The sequence below is a fragment of the Aeromicrobium massiliense JC14 genome (assembly GCF_000312105.1).
Classification (GTDB): Bacteria; Actinomycetota; Actinomycetes; order Propionibacteriales; family Nocardioidaceae; genus Aeromicrobium; species Aeromicrobium massiliense.
In genome coordinates, this window is the sequence record NZ_HE978638.1 from 1 (window position 1) to 16,317 (window position 16,317).

The window sequence follows — 16,317 nt, forward strand, 5'->3', positions numbered from 1 at the left end:
CCCTGTGTGTGGGATGGTGACTGGTTTTGATATCTCCATAGAGTTTCGGCGACCATGGCGAGAGGGAAACACCCGGTAACATTCCGAACCCGGAAGTTAAGCCTCTCAGCGCCGATGGTACTGCCCCCGGGAGGGGGTGGGAGAGTAGGACGTCGCCGGACAACCTTTAGAGCGCGAGGCCGCCCCCACACCAGGGGGACGGCCTCGCAGCCATTTCTGGACCTCTCGAGGTCCAGGCCTCGAGGAGGGGCCCATCCTGAGCGATCAGGACGGGCCCCTCCTCGTCGTTCGGCCAGACGTACGTCCCACGACATCCACAGATCGCAGCCGAGGGGTTGCCTCTCGACTGGCGTTCCGGTGACCATCTGAGGACAGGTGCCGTTCGGGGGAAGGCATGACATGGCTGAGCGGGCGTCCGCGGCGTTGGTCGACAAGGTGCGCCTCGCCGTGCGCGCACAGCGCATCGATCCGGTCGCCGAGTCCCACGAGGTGCAGCGCATCGCTCGCGAGGTGGTGCGTGAGCACGAGCAGCGCAGCCTGACCGGCTCGGTCTCGGCGCTCGCGGAGCCCGAGCTCGAGGTCGAGCGGCTCGTGGCGGACGTCAGTGGTCTGGGCCCGTTGCAGCCGCTGCTGGACGACCCGTCGGTCGAGGAGATCTGGATCAACGACCCGGCTCGCGTGTTCGTCGCGCGAGGCGGCAAGCACGAGCTGACGAGCATCATGCTGACGACCGAGCAGGTCCGTGAGCTGGTCGAGCGGATGCTGTCGACGTCCGGGCGGCGCCTTGACCTGTCCACGCCGTTCGTCGACGCGATGCTCCCGGGCGGACACCGGCTCCACGTCGTCCTCGAGGGCATCAGTCGCGGGTTCGCCGCCGTGAACATCCGCAAGTTCGTGGCGGCCGCTCACACGCTCGACGACCTCGTCTCTCTCGGCACCCTCGACCAGCACGCAGCGGACTTCCTCGGGGCGAGCGTGCGGGCCGGCCTCAACATCGTGGTGTCCGGCGGCACGCAGGCCGGCAAGACCACCCTGCTGAACTGCCTGGCGTCGTCCATCCCCGGCAGTCAGCGACTCATCTCGGTCGAGGAGGTCTACGAGCTGCAGTGCCGGGTGCCCGACTGGGTCAGCCTGCAGACCCGCCAGGCCGGGCTCGAGGGCACGGGCGAGGTGACGCTGCGCGACCTGGTGAAGGAGGCCCTGCGCATGCGCCCGAGCCGACTGATCATCGGCGAGGTGCGTTCCGCCGAGTGCCTGGACCTGCTGCTCGCTCTCAACGCCGGCCTCCCCGGCATGGCCTCGATCCACGCGAGCTCGGCCCGCCAGGCGCTGGTCAAGCTGTGCACGCTGCCGCTGCTGGCCGGCGAGAACATCGGCAGCCGGTTCGTCGTGCCCACGGTCGCCAGCTCGGTCGACCTGGTGGTGCACACCGGCCTGGACCACGACGGGCGCCGTGGGGTCCGCGAGATCGTGGCCGTCACCGGGCGGGTCGAGAACGACACCATCGAGACCGAGCCGGTGTTCGTTCGTCGCGGTGCCCACCTCGAGCGAGCCGGTGGGGTGCCGGCCCGGCGCGACGCCTTCGCCCAGGTCGGCATCGACCTCGACGAGCTGCTGGGGACGGACGCATGGGCAGCCTCGTAGGACTCGCGCTGGGTACCGGTCTCGCCCTTGTCTGGTGGACGTGGGTCGACCCGTCCTGGCGACCGGCCGCGCGCACGGAACGACCGCGCACCTCTCTCCTGGTGCGCGCCGGCATCCCGGACGTCCGTCTGCGGAGCCTGGTCGGGCTGTGCGGAGGCACGTTCGTGCTGGTCTTCCTGGTGGTGGCCGGCATCTCCGGTGTCGCGGTCGTCGGGCTCGCCCTGGCGGTCATGGCCGCGGTGCTCCCCGTCGGCGTGCTGCGAGCCCGGGCGGCGCGACGCACCCGCGAGCTGGCCGCCCTGTGGCCCGACGCTGTCGACAATCTCGCGTCCGCCGTGCGGGCGGGACTATCCCTCCCCGAGGCGCTGCAGCAGCTGGGGGAGCGAGGGCCCGAGGGTCTGCGCGAGCCGTTCGTCGCCTTCGGGCGCGACTACCAGGCGACCGGACGTTTCCACGACAGCCTCGACCGGCTCAAGGACCGCCTGGCGGACCCGGTCGGCGACCGCGTCGTGGAGGCGCTCCGGATCGCGCGGGACGTCGGCGGCGGCGACCTCGGACGGATGCTCCGCTCGCTCTCGGGCTTCCTGCGCGAGGATCTGCGCACCCGCCGTGAGCTGGAGTCGCGACAGTCCTGGACCGTGACCGGCGCAAAGCTCGCCGTCGCAGCACCGTGGATCGTCCTGCTGCTGATGAGCTTCCAGCGCGACGTCGTCGCTCGTTTCGCTGACGGTGCGGGTCCCTTGGTCCTGGGCGTCGGTGCGATCGCGTGCCTGGTGGCCTACCGGCTCATGCTGCTCATCGGACGGCTCCCGGTCGAGCGGAGGATCCTGGCATGACCCCGCTGCTCGGTGGCGCGCTGGGCGCGGCCCTCGCCTGCGGCGTGCTGCTTCTCGCCACGACGTGGGCCGGCGGACGCCGTCCGGCTCTCTACGACCGCGTCGCGCCGTACGTGCGCGACGTCCGGCCGGACGCGTACACCGTCGGCCGACGCGGGACCTGGGGCGGGCTGCTCGCGCCGGCGCTCGCCTGGGCCGGCGATCGGCTCGGCCGGCTGCTCGGCGGGACGTCGAGCGTCGAGCAGCGGCTGGCCCGCCTGGGCAGTGGCCAGACGGTTGCCGGCTTCCGGGTGCAGCAGGTGCTGTGGGGCGTGGCCGGCTTCGCGCTCTGCGCGAGCGTCTCGTTGTGGTGGCTCGTCGGCGCCGGGGCACCGTCACCGGCCCTCCTGGTGCTGTGTCTGGTGGGTGCCACCGTCGGCGTGCTCGCGCGCGACAACGCCCTGACCGCCCAGGTGAACCGACGCGAGCAGCGCATGCGCGAGGAGCTCCCGACAGTCGCCGACCTGCTCGCCCTCGCGGTGGCCGCGGGCGAGGGGCCCACCGCGGGGCTCGAGCGCGTCGTCAAGGTCAGCCACGGCGAGCTCTCGCGGGAGCTGGCCCGCGTGCTGGCCGACATCCGCACCGGGACGACCATGACGCGGGCGCTCGACGAGCTGGCGGCTCGCACCGGGCTGGCGTCGTTGGCTCGCTTCGCCGAGGGCCTGGCCGTCGCGGTCGATCGCGGCACGCCGCTCGTGGACGTGCTGCACGCTCAGGCGGCCGACGTCCGCGAGTCGGGCCGGCGCGAGCTCATGGAGCTCGGTGGGCGGCGCGAGGTGGCCATGATGCTGCCGGTCGTCTTCCTGATCCTGCCGGTCACCGTCGTCTTCGCCTTCTACCCGGGCCTCATCGGGCTGAGCCTCACGTCCGGGACCTGACCAACCGCAAGGGGGAACTGATGAACCGACTGCTGAGCCGGCCGTGGCGCCGGCGTGACGAACGAGGCGACGTGCCGGGCTGGGTGATGGTCACCGTGATGACCGCCGGTCTGGTCGCCGCGCTGACCGCCATCGCGGGCCCGCAGCTGCGCAACATGCTCACCACGGCGCTGTCGTCCGTCGGCGGGTGACGTGCGCCGGGCCCGGGACGAGCGCGGTTCGGCCGTGGTCGACTTCGTGCTCGTCATGCTCGTCCTGGTGCCGCTGGTCCTGGGCGTCATGCAGGTCGCGCTCGTGCTGCACGTGCGCAACACCCTGGAGGCCGCCGCGACGGAGGGCGCCCGGGTCTCCGCCGGCCTGGGGGCGACGCCCGGTGACGGCAGCGAGCGCGCACGTCAGATGATCCGCACCTCGATCGCCGACCGTTTCGCCCGGGACGTCACCGCGTCCCGCACCAGCATCGGTGGCCTGCCGGGCACGGTCGTGCGTGCCCGGGCGTCGGTGCCGCCGCTCGGGCTGTGGGGGCCGGGCGTCGCCGTGGAGGTCGAGGGACGCGCGCTCGCGGAGGTCGAGCCGTGAGCCGTGGCGAGCGGGGCAGCGCGACCATCGAGATGGTCTGGCTGGTGCTGCTGCTCGTCGTGCCGCTGGTCTACCTGCTGCTCTCGGTGCTGGAGGTGCAGCGCGCCGCCTACGCGACGTCCGCCGCGAGCGCCGCGGCGGCGAAGGCGTACGTCCGCGCGCCCGACGTCGCCACGGCGCAGGCCCGGGCACGCCTCGCCGCGGTGGCCACCCTGGAGGGGCGCGGCGTGATGGGGGCGCGGGTGGACGTCGTGTGCCGTCCGAGCCCGGCCGACTGTCTCAAGCCCGGCTCCTCGGTGCGGGTCACGGTGTCCGGCTCGCAACGGCTCCCGTTCGTGCCGGACGTGCTCGGCGGGCCGATCGCGTCGGTCGCCGTCGACAGCGCGCACACCGAGCCCTACGGCTCGTACCGCGCGGAGGCGCCGCGATGAGGCGCGACGACGGGTACGCGAGCGTCATGATCGTCGGGTTCTTCCTCGTGGTCGCGCTCCTGAGCGTCGTCGTGGTCAACGCCACCGACGCCTACCTGGCCCGCCAGGACCTCGGCCACCTCGCCGACGGTGCCGCTCTCGCCGCGGCCGACGGGTTGCGCGAGCAGACGGTCTACACCCAGGGACTCGGGCAGGACGCGCCGCTCGACCCGGTGCAGGCGCGTCGGCTGGTCGCCGAGCACGTGTCGGGCCAGGGGGTGACGGGTATGGAGGTGGTGACCACCGAGGACGGCGTCCAGGTGCGGCTCACCCGGCCCGAGCCGCTCGCGTTCACCGTCCCGGGGATGCCGCGGGTCGCGACCGTCCGTGCCGACGCGCACGCGTCGTTGCGTCTCGACTGAGACCGGGGCCGACCCGGCGCCGTAGTCCGACAGTTGTAGCGTAAATCGTGTACGACCCAGTCCGGGCCGTGGAAGAGAGGTCACCATGAAAGCCGTCGTGTTCGACGCGTACAAGACGTTCCCGCGCCTGCGCGAGATCGACAAGCCCACTCCCGGTCCCGGTGAGGTGCTGCTCAAGGTCGCTGGTGCCGGGGCCTGCCACTCCGACGTCGCGGTGTTCCGCGACTTCGACGCCGACTTCGGCCCCGCCCAGCTGAAGCCGTCGTTCGTCCTCGGCCACGAGAGCTCCGGCTGGGTGGAAGAGGTCGGCGAGGGCGTCACCGGCATCGAGGTCGGCGACGCCTACCTCGTCTACGGCCCCACCGGCTGCGGCCACTGCCGCGCCTGCTCGCGCGGGCAGGACACCTACTGCGAGAACGCCGCCACCATGCCGTACCTGGCCACCGGCCTCGGCCGCGACGGTGGCATGGCCGAGTACGTCGCCGTGCCGGCTCGCAACCTCGTCCCGCTCGGTGACGCCGACCCGGTCGCCGCCGCGCCGCTCTCGGACGCCGGCCTCACGCCCTACCACGCGATCAAGCTCGCCCTGCCCACGCTGGCCGGAGGCGGCAAGCACGCCCTCGTCATCGGCCTGGGCGGGCTCGGCCAGATCGCCGTGCAGATCCTCACTGCGCTCACCGGCGCCACGGTCATCGCCACCGACACCCGCGAGGACGCCATGCAGCGCGCCGCCGCCAACGGCGCCGTCACCGTCGCCGGTGGGGAGGGCCAGGCCGACCGCATCCGCGAGGCCACCGGCGGCAAGGGGGTCGACGCCGTCTTCGACTTCGTCGGCGTCGACCCCACCATCGCGCTCGCCATGTCGGTCGTCGCGCTGCGCGGCCGCGTGACGGTCGTCGGCATCGGCAACGGCACCTTCGCGTGGAACTTCTACGGCGCCCCCTACGAGGTCGAGCTCACCAGCACCTACTGGGGCACGATCGAGGAGCTCCACGAGGTCGTCGACCTGTACCGGGCCGGCCAGATCACGCCCGAGGTCGAGATCTTCTCGATCGACGACGCGCTCGAGGCGTACCGCAAGCTCGAGGCCGGCGAGCTCGCCGGCCGTGCCGTGGTCGCGCCGCACGGCGCCTGACGAGCGACGCTCGGCGGCTAGGGCGTCACGCCCATGCCGGCGAGCAGGCGTCCGGCGAGCTCCTCGTCGCCCTCCACCGTGCGGGCGGCGTCGAGCCCGACCGGACGCCGTCCGCCGGCCGCGAGGATGAACGCCTCGCGGTCGAGCACGAGCGCCGCGCCCGCGTGGTCGGACGCGCCGGGCGTCACCGCGCCGCGTCCGTCGTCACGCACCGCGACGGTCACCGGCTCGTGCCCCTCGACCTGCAGCGCGACCGACGTGCCGGGCGCCTCCTTGAGCCGCTTCGCGAGCACGTAGCCGAGGCTCTCGGTCAGGTAGTCGACGACGTGGGCAGCGGCGGGGGAGTCCAGGCCGCCGGGACGCCCGACAGCCCGACGGACGTCCTGCTCGTGCATCCACACGTCCAGCGGCCGGTTGCGCAGCAGCGTGCGGGTCGACCAGCCGATCGCGCCGAACAGCCCGATCGCCGGGGCGTCCGGATCCATCGGCGGCTCGGCGGCCAGGTGCTCGCGACGCTTCGCCGCGCTCGTGCGGATCTCGTCGACCAGCTCGGCGCCGGTGCGGTCGGTACGCGCCAGCACGCCGGCCTCGGTGAACATGCCCATGTCGCTGCGCACGTGGCCGGGACGCTCGAAGGTCACGTCCTCGTGCCGGCCGCCCGCGGTGAGGTGCTCCAGGTGCGCGGTGTGTGCGGCCACGGCGTGCACGTCCCAGCCGGGCAGGTCGGTGGCGAGGTGCCACTCGTCGTCCGACAGGCCGTCGAGCACGTCGGCGAAGGCGTTCACCGCCTGCCACCAGACGTCGATCTCGTGCTGCAGGGGAGAGGTGTCCGTCATGGGCGTCACCGTAGGGGAGGCGAGGTCCGCGTCCGGGATGAGAGCCGCGTCCGACCTGGCTAGGGTCATCAGCATGCTGGGGGTTCGCGCCACAGGCGCCGTGTTGATGTCCGTGCTGCTGCTCACCGCCTGCTCGGGTGGTGACGACGAGCCGAAGGCCACGCCGACCACGTCTAGCCCGTCCGCCTCGCCGTCGGCGACGCCGTCCTCGAGCGCCACCCCGTCCACGTCGTCCGACGTCCCGGCCAGCTGCGCCGAGCTCGGGCTCGACGCGGGCGCGCGCGTCCCGGGTCGGGGCCTCGGCACGTGCCTGGACGACGCGCTGAAGCAGGCCGGCTCGGGCGTCGAGCAGGTCGTCGGCGAGGACGTCAGCGCCACCATCCGCTTCACCTGGGCCGACGAGGTCTCCTACGCCGGCGAGGTGCAGAGCTCCGACGGCCCGGTCGGCCTCGTCGTCGTGCCGCCGACCACGTGGGTCGACCTCGGCGACGCCTGGGCGAAGTCGGACCCGTCCGGGGACGAGAACGAGGTGCTCGCGGCCGACATCGGCGGCCTCGTCGCCCCGGTCGCCGACCCGAGCACCGTCGTCGACCTGGTCGGCGGCTCGAAGCAGTGGACGGTCGGACGCCGCACCGACAAGCTCGACCAGCCGGACGGCACCACGGTCACGGTCTGGGCCCTGGAGTCCGCCCCGTTCACCGCGGACGGCTCGCAGGTGCGGGACGCCGTGCTGTGGCTGGACGACGACACGCTCGCCCCGGCCGGCATGAAGGCCACCATCACCGCGGACGGCACCACGACGACGGTCACCCGCTACTTCAGCCAGCTCGGCGAGGCGCAGAAGATCACCCCGCCGCAGTGACCGGCAGCGCCCGCGGTCGGCGCGGCTAGGGTGCGAGCATGCGCCGTACCGCCGCCGTCCTGGCTCTCGCCCTGCTGACCCTCGCCGGGTGCACGGGCGGCGAGGACGACGAGCCGGTCACGCTCACCGCCCAGCGTGACGGTGCCTACGCGCAGCCCGCGTCGTGCACCGGTCTCGGCGTCGAGGCGGGCGCCCGGGTGAAGGGCGCCGACCTGGCCACCTGCGTCGACGAGTCGCTCGAGGCCCACGTGACCGGGCGGCAGACGCTGTCGGCCGGGCAGGACGGTGGCGTCGTGAACGTGACCTACAGCCTCGGTGACCCGAAGGGCTACGAGTCCGGCGGATCGCAGGACTTCGTGGTCATCGGTGACCAGGCCTGGCTGCGCGTCGAGGGCGGCTGGGTCGAGAGCGACCCCGACGGCGAGAAGGACCAGCAGCTCGCCGCGCAGCTCGCCGCCGGGCTCACCGGCGACTTCGTGGTGCGGACCGACTCGATGGCCGACTCGGGCACCTGGCGGGTCGGGCGCCCGCGGACGATCGAGCTGCGCCAGGGCGGCACGGTCGAGGACGCCTGGCCGGTCAGCGTCTCCGCGCCCTACGCGGCCGGCGAGACCACGCGCGTGACGCGGCACGTGGTCTGGCTCGACCGCACGCTCAGTCCGGTCAAGGTCGAGCTCGACGCCACCGTGGACGGCTCGGCGGCCCAGAGCGTCGCCGAGATGTACGACCTCGGCGAGAAGATCACCATCACCTCCCCGCAGTGACGGACCTGCGTCCGGGCGACGCGGGCGGGTGCGGGACCATGGGAGTCATGGACGAGCCCCGCGAGGACCGCGCCGAGCGGCCCGGCAGCCGCTCCGGCGGCCTGCTGCGCAACGTGCTGCTGCTCGTGCTGTTCACCTCGTCCGGCCGCGTGCTCTCGCTGCTGCCGCTGGACGCCTTCGCCGACACGCCCACGGCGCGTCTGCTGACCGCCGGTGACACGATCGCCGCCGCGACGTGGCTGGGTCTCGGCCTGCTCGCCGCTGCCCTGGCCGTGTGGGCCGTGCAGCGGGCACGCGACGACGCCTAGCCGGGCAGCCCCAGCTGCTCGCGCAGGCGGGCGCACCAGCGCGGCTCCTCGCCGTAGCGCTGGAACGGGACCAGCCGGCCGTGCCGGCTGTCGTCGAGCAGCGTCTCGAACCGGCTCTCGCGCGTCGCCTCGCGCTTGGCCGAGACCACCCAGTGCGCGCACACCTTGCGGTACGTCGCCGTGGCCCCGTGCCACCAGGCCGAGGCGACCGGGTCGGCCTGGAGCCGGGCCAGCATCTCGGCGGGAAGCTCGTCGTCGTTCTCGTGCGAGTAGACGCCGGTGCGATCGGCCGAGCGCCGCTCGAACGCGGCGAGCCCGGCCGGCGTCATGCGTCCCTCGGCCACGAGCCGCTCGACGTGGGCCACGTTGACCGCGCTCCAGGTACTGGCGCTCTTGCGCGGGGTCCAGCGCTGGCGGCGGACGTCGTCGTCGATGCGCTGGGCGACGCTGTCGATCCAGCCGAAGCACAGTGCCTCGGGCACGGCGTCCTCCCAGGTGAGCCCGCGGTCGGGGACGTGCTTCTTGCGCAGGCCCATCCACAGCTCGGTGGCGGTGCCGTGGTTCGCCTCGAGCCAGGCGCGGAACTCGGCGGCGTCGCGGAAGAACACGCACGGACGCTCGTCGGTGCCGCCTGGGGTGCCGATGCTCATGGCGCCAGCCTGCCACCGACGGGGGACAGGCGGCGCGACCGTGAGCGCCGACGCCCCAGGCTGTAGCCTCGGACCGTGGCGACAGTGGATTTCGGTGAGCAGCTCAAGGCCCTCGACCAGACGATGACGTCGATCGAGAAGGTGCTGGACCTTCCCAAGATCCAGGCCGAGATCGACGAGCTCCAGGAGCAGGTCGGCGCGCCCGACCTGTGGGACGACCAGGCCAACGCCCAGCGCGTGACCGGACGCCTCTCGGTGCTGCAGGCCGAGGTCGAGCGTGTCTCGGGCCTGCGCCAGCGCATCGACGACGTCGGGGTGCTCGTCGAGCTGGCCCAGGACGAGGGCGACCCCGACTCGCTCGCCGAGGCCGAGGCGGAGATCACCCGCCTGCACAAGGCGGTCGAGGCCCTCGAGGTCCGCACGCTGCTGTCGGGCGAGTACGACGAGCGCGAGGCCATCGTCACGATCCGCTCGGGCGCCGGCGGTGACGACGCCACCGACTTCACCGAGATGCTGCAGCGCATGTACCAGCGCTGGGCCGAGCGTCACAAGTACCCGCTGGAGGTCTACGACACCTCCTACGCCGAGGGCGCCGGCATCAAGTCGGTCACCTTCGCGGTCAAGGCGCCCTACGCGTACGGCACCCTGTCGGTCGAGTCCGGCACCCACCGCCTCGTGCGCATCTCGCCGTTCGACAACCAGGGCCGGCGCCAGACGTCCTTCGCGGCGGTCGAGGTCGTGCCGGTGCTCGAGCAGACCGACGAGGTCGACATCCCCGAGGACGAGATCCGCGTGGACGTCTACCGCTCGTCCGGCCCGGGTGGCCAGAGCGTCAACACGACCGACTCGGCCGTGCGCCTGACCCACATCCCGACCGGCACGGTCGTCAGCTGCCAGAACGAGAAGAGCCAGCTGCAGAACAAGGCCTCGGCCATGGTCATCCTCAAGGCCAAGCTGCTCGCTCTGAAGAAGGCCGAGGAGCGGGCCCAGCTCGACGAGCTGCGCGGCGACGTGCAGGCGTCCTGGGGCGACCAGATGCGCAACTACGTGCTCAACCCGTACCAGCTGGTCAAGGACCTGCGCACCGAGCATGAGACCGGCAACACGCAGGCCGTGCTCGACGGCGAGATCGACGACTTCATCGAGGCCGGCATCCGCTGGCGTCGCAGCTCGTCGGCCGCCGCCTGAGCCCGGCCGCCGCCTGAGTCCGCCCGGGTCCGGCGAGCCTGCCTTGAAGCCCTCGGCCGGGTCCATACACTCGACCGAGTGATTCGCTTCGACAAGGTCTCCTTGACCTACCCCGGGCAGAAGCGGCCGGCCCTCGACTCCGTCGACCTCGAGGTCGCGAAGGACGAGTTCGTCTTCCTCGTCGGTGCTTCCGGCTCGGGCAAGTCCAGCTTCCTGCGTCTGGTCCTGCGTGAGGCTCGCCCCTCGCGCGGACGCGTCTTCGTCGCGGGCAAGGAGATCAACAAGCTGTCGAGCTGGAAGGTGCCCAAGCTGCGCCGCCAGGTGGGCACGGTGTTCCAGGACTTCCGCCTGCTGCCGAACAAGACGGTGCACGACAACGTGGCGTTCGCGCTGCGCGTGATCGGCAAGCCGCGCTCGGAGATCAACGCGGTCGTGCCCGAGACGCTCGAGCTGGTCGGCCTGGAGAACAAGGGCCACCGGTTCCCCGACGAGCTGTCCGGCGGCGAGCAGCAGCGCGTCGCGATCGCCCGCGCGTTCGTCAACCGGCCGATGATCCTCATCGCCGACGAGCCGACCGGCAACCTCGACCCCGCGACGTCCGTCGGCATCATGAAGCTGCTGGACCGGATCAACCGCGCCGGCACCACGGTCGTCATGGCCACCCACGACTCCTCGATCGTCGACCAGATGCGCAAGCGGGTCATCCAGCTCGAGAACGGGCAGGTCGTCCGCGACGAGTCCCGCGGCAACTACGGCTACCAGGGGTGATCCGATGAGTGTCCGCACCGCCCTGTCCGACCTGGGTGTCAGCCTCTCGCGCAACAAGTCCATGACGATCTCGCTCGTCGTCACCATGACCGTCTCGCTGCTGCTGGCCGCCCTCGGCCTGCTCATGCAGTCCCAGGCCGACCGCACCGAGCGCTACTACGGCGACCGCCTGCAGGTGCAGGTCAACCTGTGCACCGAGCTCTCGCCGAGCGCGAACTGCGTCGACGGCGCCGCCTCCGACGCCGACCGCGAGGCCGTCGAGGCCGTGCTCGACCAGAACCCCGAGGTCAAGACCTTCGAGATCCGCACGCCTGAGCAGAACTTCGAGAAGGCGAAGGCCGTCTACAACCAGAACGCGACGGGCCGCAAGACGCTCGACTCGCTGACGGTCGAGGCGTTCCCGCAGTCCTACAACGTCACGCTCGTCGACCGCGACGACTCCGACGGCCTGCAGAGCGAGCTCTCGGGCATGAAGGGCGTCGACAGCGTCAGCTCGCTCAAGCAGCTGCTCGGCCCGCTGTTCGAGCTGCTCGACAAGATGCGCTGGGCCGCCCTCGGCACGTCGCTCGTGCTGATCGTCGCCGCCGTGCTGCAGGTCTCGAACACCATCCGGATGACCGCCTACGCCCGGCGCCGCGAGATCGGCATCATGCGCCTGGTGGGTGCGTCCAGCTGGCACATCCAGCTGCCGTTCCTGCTGGAGTCGCTGGTCGCCGCGCTCGCGTCGGCGGCGCTGGCCTGCGCCGGCCTGGCCGCGTTCATGAAGTTCGTGGTCTACGGCTACCTGCGCGACAACCTCGGCACGATCACCACGTGGGTGAGCTGGTCGGAGTCGGCGGTCGTGATGGGCTGGACGGTCGTCCTCGCGCTCGTGCTGGCGCTCGTCCCGACGCTCGTGATGACGCGCAAGTACCTCGACGTCTGACGTCCGCCCGATCTGCGTCGCAGGCTCAGGTTCGGCGACGCGCGGCCGATGCATGAAGCAGTAGTTGAGACTTTTGCGTTATGGTCGGTTCGGTCACAGCAGTCACGTGCGCCCCAGACGGCCGTTCGCGGTCCCTTCCCCCTGAGGTGGGTACATGGTCAAGCTCGCAGTCGGGCGTCGGCGTGCCGCCGTCTCGGCACTCCTGGCGCTCGCGCTGGGCATCGGTGCGATGGCACCGTCCGTCGCCGACGACAAGTCCGACCTCAAGGAGCGCAAGCGCGAGGTCAACGGCAAGATCGAGGACGCCCAGCAGAGCTACGACGAGTCGTCGAAGGCCTACGCCGCTGCGGCCAAGAAGCTGAAGGCCGCGCAGGCCGTGCTCGACAAGGCGCAGGCCCGGCTGAGCGAGACCCGGGCCCAGCTCGCCGAGGCGCAGCGCCGTGACGCCGAGATGCAGCGCAAGCTCGAGCAGACCCAGGCCCGTCTCGAGGCCGCCGAGCGCAGCCTGGAGAAGTCCGAGAAGGAGCTGGCCAAGGCCGAGGTCGGCATCCAGCAGTTCGCGATCGAGACGCTGCAGCAGGGTGACCCGAGCCTGCGCGCGGTGAGCGGTCTGCTGCAGGGCAAGAGCACCTCGGAGTTCTCCGAGCAGATGAGCATCAACAGCTCCATCGCCGACGCCCAGGCAGCCGAGCTGCAGCGCCTGGACGCCCGCAAGGTGATGCTGCAGATCGAGCGCGACGCGGTCGAGAAGCTGCGCGACCAGGTCAAGAAGCAGCGTGAGCAGGCCGCGGCCAACCTCGTCCGCATGCGCGAGCTCGAGGCCGACGCCGAGGTGCAGGCGACCAAGGTGGCCAGCCTGGTCAGCGAGCGCGAGGTGGCCCGCAAGGCCGCCGCCAAGATCCAGGCCGCCGACGCCGCCAAGGTCGCGGCGCTCGAGGCCGAGCGCTCGCGCGTCCAGGCCCGGCTCCAGGCCATCGTCCGGCGCGAGCTGGCCGAGGCGCGCCGTCGCGCCGCCGCCAACAAGGGCGGCAACGGCGACAGCGGCGACTCCAGCGACAGCGGCTCGACCAGCCTCATGCACCCGGTCAGCGGTCCGATCACCAGCCGCTACGGCATGCGCCTGCACCCCGTCACCGGCATCTACAAGCTGCACGACGGCACCGACTTCGGCGTCGGCTGCGGCACGCCGATCCGCGCCGCGGCGTCCGGGCGCATCATCGAGCAGTACTACAACGCCGGCTACGGCAACCGCGTGATCATCAACCACGGGGTCATGCGCGGCAAGAGCGTCATCACGACCTACAACCACCTGTCGGCGTACCGCCGCTCGTCCGGACAGCGCGTGAGCCGCGGCGACGTCATCGGCTACGTCGGCTCCACCGGGTACTCGACCGGCTGCCACCTGCACTTCATGGTGCTCGTGAACGGCTCGACGACCAACCCGATGAACTGGCTGTAGCGGCGGCCGTCGCGCCGGGGTGACTAGACTGGTCCCGTGCCCAAGGAGATCGGTCAGAAGATGATCGCCCAGAACAAGAAGGCGCGTCACGACTACCTCATCGAGGACACGGTCGAGGCGGGCCTCGTCCTCATGGGCACCGAGGTGAAGTCCTTGCGCGAGGGACGGGCCTCGCTCGTCGACGGCTTCGCCGAGATCGACAACCACGGCGAGGCGTGGCTGCTGCAGGTGCACATCCCGCAGTACCTGAACGGCACGTGGACCAACCACGAGACCCGTCGCCGGCGCAAGCTGCTGCTGCACAAGCGCGAGATCGCCAAGCTCGAGCAGCGCGTCGAGACCAAGGGCATGTCGCTCATCCCGCTCGCGCTGTACTTCAAGGACGGCCGCGCCAAGGTCGAGCTGGCCCTGGCCCGCGGCAAGAAGTCCTACGACAAGCGGCACGCGATCGCCGAGCGTCAGGCCACCCGCGACGCCGAGCGCGAGGTCGGACGCCGGCTCAAGGGCCTGTGACCCTGCGCGACGAGGACGTCCCCGGACTCGTCCACGACCTCGGCCTGCCGGGACTGTTCGACGTCCACGTGCACTTCATGCCGCCGAGGATCCTGCAGGCGGTCTGGGCCTACTTCGACGCCGCCGGTCCCAAGCTGGGCCGGCCGTGGCCGATCACCTACCGCGGTACCGACGACGAGCGCGTCGCGCAGCTGCGGGCGCTGGGCGTCTCGCGGTTCTCGGCGCTGTCGTACGCGCACAAGCCGGGCGTCGCGGAGTTCATGAACGACTGGGGCCGCGACTTCGCCGCCGACAAGCCCGACTGCCTGTGGTCGGGCACGTTCTTCCCCGAGCCGTCGGCCGCCGAGTACGTGCCGCGGCTGGTCGAGGACGGTGTCGAGGTGTTCAAGGCCCATGTGCAGGTGGGCGAGTTCGACCCGCGCGACCCGCTGCTCGACCCGGTGTGGGAGACCCTGCAGGCGTCCGGCACCCCGGTCGTGCTCCACGCCGGGTCCGGCCCGATGCCCGGCGAGCACACCGGCCCGCAGCAGGTCGCGGACGTGCTGCGCCGCTACCCGGACCTGACGCTGGTGATCGCGCACCTTGGCATGCCCGAGTCGCACGAGTTCCTGGCGATGGCCGCGGACCACCCGAACGTCCACCTCGACACCACGATGGTGTGGGTCGACTTCTTCGGCACCCCGCACGACCCGACGCTGCTGCCCAAGGTGGTCGAGCTGCAGGACCGGATCCTGCTCGGCACGGACTTCCCGAACATCCCCTACCCGTACGCCCACCAGGTGGAGTCGCTCGTCGGGCTCGACCTCGGACGCGACTGGCTGCGCGACGTGCTGTGGCACAACGGGGCCCGGTTGTTCGGGCTCGAGGGCCCGGCCGGGGAATGAGTGGGAGCCGGACGCTGTTGGAACCGGTACAGTAGGACAGCCGGGCGACCGGCATTGACAACACCACAAGGGGCTGAACGGTTTCGACTTTGGTCGTACGGTTCAGGAGAAGCGGGTAGAGGACCCATGGTCATCTCTTTAACGATCCATGGAAACTCACAAGTGCCGAGAACAAGCGCACTGACTTCGCCCTCGCTGCCTGACAGCGACTGGTGAAGGGCGGACCTGGAGTGTTCCCGATCCAGATCATCCGTCTCATCTAGGGGACTTGCTGGTCACGCCGTGCCACGGGGCGTGACCGGGACTTCTTCGTGGCTGAGCCTGTCGGTGACGCGTTCGTCCGAGCGCCGGGGCTGAGAAAAGCGACAGACGGACTGCACCCGGAGAAGTCCTGATCCTGCGTCAGAGGACCCGGGTTCGATTCCCGGCAGCTCCACGCGCCAGAAGGGCCACCTCGTCCGCGAGGTGGCCCTTCGTCGTTTCCGGACGTCCTACTCGGCCGCGGACGCCTGGAGGCGCAGGCCGGCGAGCAGGAGGTCGAGGCCCGCGGCGAACAGCTCCTCGTCGCGGTGCTGCTCGAACTCCTCGGTGACCTCGGCCAGGAACGGATGGGTCTGGGGGTCGACCGCCCGCCACGTGTCACGGAGCCGGGCCAGGAACGCCTCGCGCTCGTCCTCGGGCATCTCCTCGAGGGTCGCGGGCCCGTTGTCGAGCTCGGCCGAGACGCCGACGACGTAGCCGATCACCGCGGACACCGCGTGGAACCGCTGCCGGGTGCTGAGCGGGAGGCGCTGCAGCTGACGCCCGATGCGGTCGTACAGCGCCATGCCGTGCGGCTGGAACCCGAAGTCCTGCATGAGGTGCGTGCCGAGCCAGCGTCGCTGCGCGATGGCGGTGTAGACGGCCATGGCCAGGGTGCGGATGTTGTCGATGGGGTCGGCGTCGTCGCGCAGCGTGGTGGCCGCCGAGACCTCGCCGAGGACGTGGTCGGCCGCCCGGCCCACCAGCTCGTCCTTGCTGCTGACGTACCAGTAGATGCTGCCGACCCCGCCGCCGAGCCGAGCAGCCAGGGCGCGGAAGGTCAGCGCGTCGGGTCCGGCCTCGTCCAGCAGGGCGATGGCACCATGCACGACGCCGTCGAGCGAGTGCTGCGCCCGCCGGCGCGAGCCGGCGGCGCGGCTGGTGGGGGACGAGTCGGGCGTCGGCATGGGGTCATT

At 71.5% G+C, this 16,317-nt stretch carries 20 protein-coding genes, 1 rRNA gene and 1 other RNA gene; 19 read left to right on the forward strand and 3 right to left on the reverse strand.

Translation table 11 applies throughout. From position 1 onward, the window contains the following. The first annotated feature begins 44 nt into the window (after window positions 1–44). From rrf to HGAM_RS12770, 9 genes are all read left to right on the forward strand, one after another. A 5S ribosomal RNA gene (rrf, locus tag HGAM_RS12730) occupies window positions 45–161 on the forward strand. A gap of 238 nt (window positions 162–399) precedes the next feature. After that, window positions 400–1,644: a TadA family conjugal transfer-associated ATPase gene (locus tag HGAM_RS12735; RefSeq protein ID WP_019145886.1), complete on the forward strand. Its 1,245-nt coding sequence runs from the start codon at window positions 400–402 to the stop codon at window positions 1,642–1,644. Beyond that, window positions 1,629–2,480: a type II secretion system F family protein gene (locus tag HGAM_RS12740; protein ID WP_020692186.1), complete on the forward strand. Its 852-nt coding sequence runs from the start codon at window positions 1,629–1,631 to the stop codon at window positions 2,478–2,480. Before HGAM_RS12735 ends, HGAM_RS12740 begins: the two co-directional genes overlap by 16 nt. Then, window positions 2,477–3,397 carry a type II secretion system F family protein gene (locus HGAM_RS12745; RefSeq protein WP_019145888.1) on the forward strand — a complete coding sequence of 307 codons (921 nt, stop codon included), beginning with the start codon at window positions 2,477–2,479 and terminating at the stop codon, window positions 3,395–3,397. Before HGAM_RS12740 ends, HGAM_RS12745 begins: the two co-directional genes overlap by 4 nt. A 20-nt stretch (window positions 3,398–3,417) precedes the next feature. Further along, the gene (locus HGAM_RS20660) at window positions 3,418–3,588 is read left to right on the forward strand and encodes a hypothetical protein (protein WP_019145889.1); all 171 of its coding nucleotides are present in this window, start codon (window positions 3,418–3,420) and stop codon (window positions 3,586–3,588) included. A gap of 34 nt (window positions 3,589–3,622) precedes the next feature. Further along, window positions 3,623–3,976: a TadE/TadG family type IV pilus assembly protein gene (locus tag HGAM_RS12755; RefSeq protein ID WP_019145890.1), complete on the forward strand. Its 354-nt coding sequence runs from the start codon at window positions 3,623–3,625 to the stop codon at window positions 3,974–3,976. Then, window positions 3,973–4,407 carry a hypothetical protein gene (locus HGAM_RS12760; RefSeq protein WP_019145891.1) on the forward strand — a complete coding sequence of 145 codons (435 nt, stop codon included), beginning with the start codon at window positions 3,973–3,975 and terminating at the stop codon, window positions 4,405–4,407. The genes HGAM_RS12755 and HGAM_RS12760 overlap by 4 nt, the downstream gene beginning before the upstream one ends. Next, window positions 4,404–4,808 (forward strand): pilus assembly protein TadG-related protein, encoded by a 405-nt coding sequence (locus HGAM_RS19260; protein WP_019145892.1) that lies wholly within the window; start codon window positions 4,404–4,406, stop codon window positions 4,806–4,808. Before HGAM_RS12760 ends, HGAM_RS19260 begins: the two co-directional genes overlap by 4 nt. A gap of 85 nt (window positions 4,809–4,893) precedes the next feature. Further along, window positions 4,894–5,943, forward strand: a complete 1,050-nt coding sequence (locus HGAM_RS12770) for an NAD(P)-dependent alcohol dehydrogenase (RefSeq protein ID WP_019145893.1) — start codon at window positions 4,894–4,896, stop codon at window positions 5,941–5,943. Between the two features lie 17 nt (window positions 5,944–5,960). On the opposite strand, the gene HGAM_RS12775 is transcribed toward HGAM_RS12770, so the two are convergent. After that, entirely contained in the window at window positions 5,961–6,779 is an 819-nt protein-coding gene (locus HGAM_RS12775) for a maleylpyruvate isomerase family mycothiol-dependent enzyme (RefSeq protein WP_019145894.1), read from the reverse strand. A 106-nt stretch (window positions 6,780–6,885) separates the two neighbouring features. Here HGAM_RS12775 and HGAM_RS12780 point away from each other — a divergent pair, with 106 nt between their 5' ends. From HGAM_RS12780 to HGAM_RS12790, 3 genes are read left to right on the forward strand one after another with little or no spacing between them, the layout of a single operon-like run. Beyond that, window positions 6,886–7,641, forward strand: a complete 756-nt coding sequence (locus HGAM_RS12780) for a hypothetical protein (protein ID WP_019145895.1) — start codon at window positions 6,886–6,888, stop codon at window positions 7,639–7,641. A 38-nt stretch (window positions 7,642–7,679) separates the two neighbouring features. Then, entirely contained in the window at window positions 7,680–8,405 is a 726-nt protein-coding gene (locus HGAM_RS12785; protein WP_019145896.1) for a hypothetical protein, read from the forward strand. 47 nt (window positions 8,406–8,452) lie between these two features. Then, window positions 8,453–8,713: a hypothetical protein gene (locus HGAM_RS12790; protein ID WP_019145897.1), complete on the forward strand. Its 261-nt coding sequence runs from the start codon at window positions 8,453–8,455 to the stop codon at window positions 8,711–8,713. On the opposite strand, the gene HGAM_RS12795 is transcribed toward HGAM_RS12790, so the two are convergent. After that, a complete protein-coding gene (locus HGAM_RS12795; RefSeq protein WP_019145898.1) occupies window positions 8,710–9,363 on the reverse strand; it encodes a YdeI/OmpD-associated family protein in 654 nt (217 codons plus the stop codon). The genes HGAM_RS12790 and HGAM_RS12795 overlap by 4 nt on opposite strands. A gap of 75 nt (window positions 9,364–9,438) precedes the next feature. On the opposite strand from HGAM_RS12795, the gene prfB reads away from it, so the two are divergent. The 7 genes from prfB (at window position 9,439) to ssrA (ending at window position 15,539) form a co-directional block, all read left to right on the forward strand. Further along, window positions 9,439–10,551: a peptide chain release factor 2 gene (prfB, locus tag HGAM_RS12800; protein ID WP_038951809.1), complete on the forward strand. Its 1,113-nt coding sequence runs from the start codon at window positions 9,439–9,441 to the stop codon at window positions 10,549–10,551. A gap of 78 nt (window positions 10,552–10,629) precedes the next feature. Next, entirely contained in the window at window positions 10,630–11,319 is a 690-nt protein-coding gene (ftsE, locus tag HGAM_RS12805; protein WP_019145900.1) for a cell division ATP-binding protein FtsE, read from the forward strand. Window positions 11,320–11,323: 4 nt separating this feature from the next. Continuing rightward, window positions 11,324–12,244 (forward strand): permease-like cell division protein FtsX, encoded by a 921-nt coding sequence (gene ftsX, locus HGAM_RS12810; protein ID WP_019145901.1) that lies wholly within the window; start codon window positions 11,324–11,326, stop codon window positions 12,242–12,244. A 154-nt stretch (window positions 12,245–12,398) separates the two neighbouring features. Further along, entirely contained in the window at window positions 12,399–13,703 is a 1,305-nt protein-coding gene (locus tag HGAM_RS19265; RefSeq protein WP_019145902.1) for a M23 family metallopeptidase, read from the forward strand. 36 nt (window positions 13,704–13,739) lie between these two features. Then, window positions 13,740–14,216, forward strand: a complete 477-nt coding sequence (gene smpB / locus HGAM_RS12820; RefSeq protein ID WP_019145903.1) for an SsrA-binding protein SmpB — start codon at window positions 13,740–13,742, stop codon at window positions 14,214–14,216. Further along, complete coding sequence (locus tag HGAM_RS12825; protein ID WP_019145904.1) at window positions 14,213–15,100, forward strand: amidohydrolase family protein; 888 nt, start codon at window positions 14,213–14,215, stop codon at window positions 15,098–15,100. Before smpB ends, HGAM_RS12825 begins: the two co-directional genes overlap by 4 nt. A gap of 69 nt (window positions 15,101–15,169) precedes the next feature. Continuing rightward, window positions 15,170–15,539: a transfer-messenger RNA gene (gene ssrA / locus HGAM_RS20150) on the forward strand. 52 nt (window positions 15,540–15,591) lie between these two features. Here ssrA and HGAM_RS12830 read toward each other — a convergent pair. Next, entirely contained in the window at window positions 15,592–16,308 is a 717-nt protein-coding gene (locus HGAM_RS12830) for a TetR/AcrR family transcriptional regulator (RefSeq protein ID WP_019145905.1), read from the reverse strand. Window positions 16,309–16,317: the final 9 nt, after the last annotated feature.

Bases quoted from the DNA above. Each gene is read 5' to 3' on its own strand.
- HGAM_RS19265 (WP_019145902.1), top strand. From the start codon at position 12,399: ATGGTCAAGCTCGCAGTCGGGCGTCGGCGTGCCGCCGTCTCGGCACTC.
- HGAM_RS19260 (WP_019145892.1), top strand. From the start codon at position 4,404: ATGAGGCGCGACGACGGGTACGCGAGCGTCATGATCGTCGGGTTCTTC.
- HGAM_RS12795 (WP_019145898.1), bottom strand. From the start codon at position 9,363: ATGAGCATCGGCACCCCAGGCGGCACCGACGAGCGTCCGTGCGTGTTC.
- HGAM_RS12830 (WP_019145905.1), bottom strand. From the start codon at position 16,308: ATGCCGACGCCCGACTCGTCCCCCACCAGCCGCGCCGCCGGCTCGCGC.
- HGAM_RS12780 (WP_019145895.1), top strand. From the start codon at position 6,886: ATGTCCGTGCTGCTGCTCACCGCCTGCTCGGGTGGTGACGACGAGCCG.
- ftsX (WP_019145901.1), top strand. From the start codon at position 11,324: ATGAGTGTCCGCACCGCCCTGTCCGACCTGGGTGTCAGCCTCTCGCGC.
- HGAM_RS12790 (WP_019145897.1), top strand. From the start codon at position 8,453: ATGGACGAGCCCCGCGAGGACCGCGCCGAGCGGCCCGGCAGCCGCTCC.
- HGAM_RS12770 (WP_019145893.1), top strand. From the start codon at position 4,894: ATGAAAGCCGTCGTGTTCGACGCGTACAAGACGTTCCCGCGCCTGCGC.
- HGAM_RS12775 (WP_019145894.1), bottom strand. From the start codon at position 6,779: ATGACGGACACCTCTCCCCTGCAGCACGAGATCGACGTCTGGTGGCAG.
- HGAM_RS12735 (WP_019145886.1), top strand. From the start codon at position 400: ATGGCTGAGCGGGCGTCCGCGGCGTTGGTCGACAAGGTGCGCCTCGCC.
- HGAM_RS12785 (WP_019145896.1), top strand. From the start codon at position 7,680: ATGCGCCGTACCGCCGCCGTCCTGGCTCTCGCCCTGCTGACCCTCGCC.
- HGAM_RS20660 (WP_019145889.1), top strand. From the start codon at position 3,418: ATGAACCGACTGCTGAGCCGGCCGTGGCGCCGGCGTGACGAACGAGGC.
- HGAM_RS12745 (WP_019145888.1), top strand. From the start codon at position 2,477: ATGACCCCGCTGCTCGGTGGCGCGCTGGGCGCGGCCCTCGCCTGCGGC.
- HGAM_RS12740 (WP_020692186.1), top strand. From the start codon at position 1,629: ATGGGCAGCCTCGTAGGACTCGCGCTGGGTACCGGTCTCGCCCTTGTC.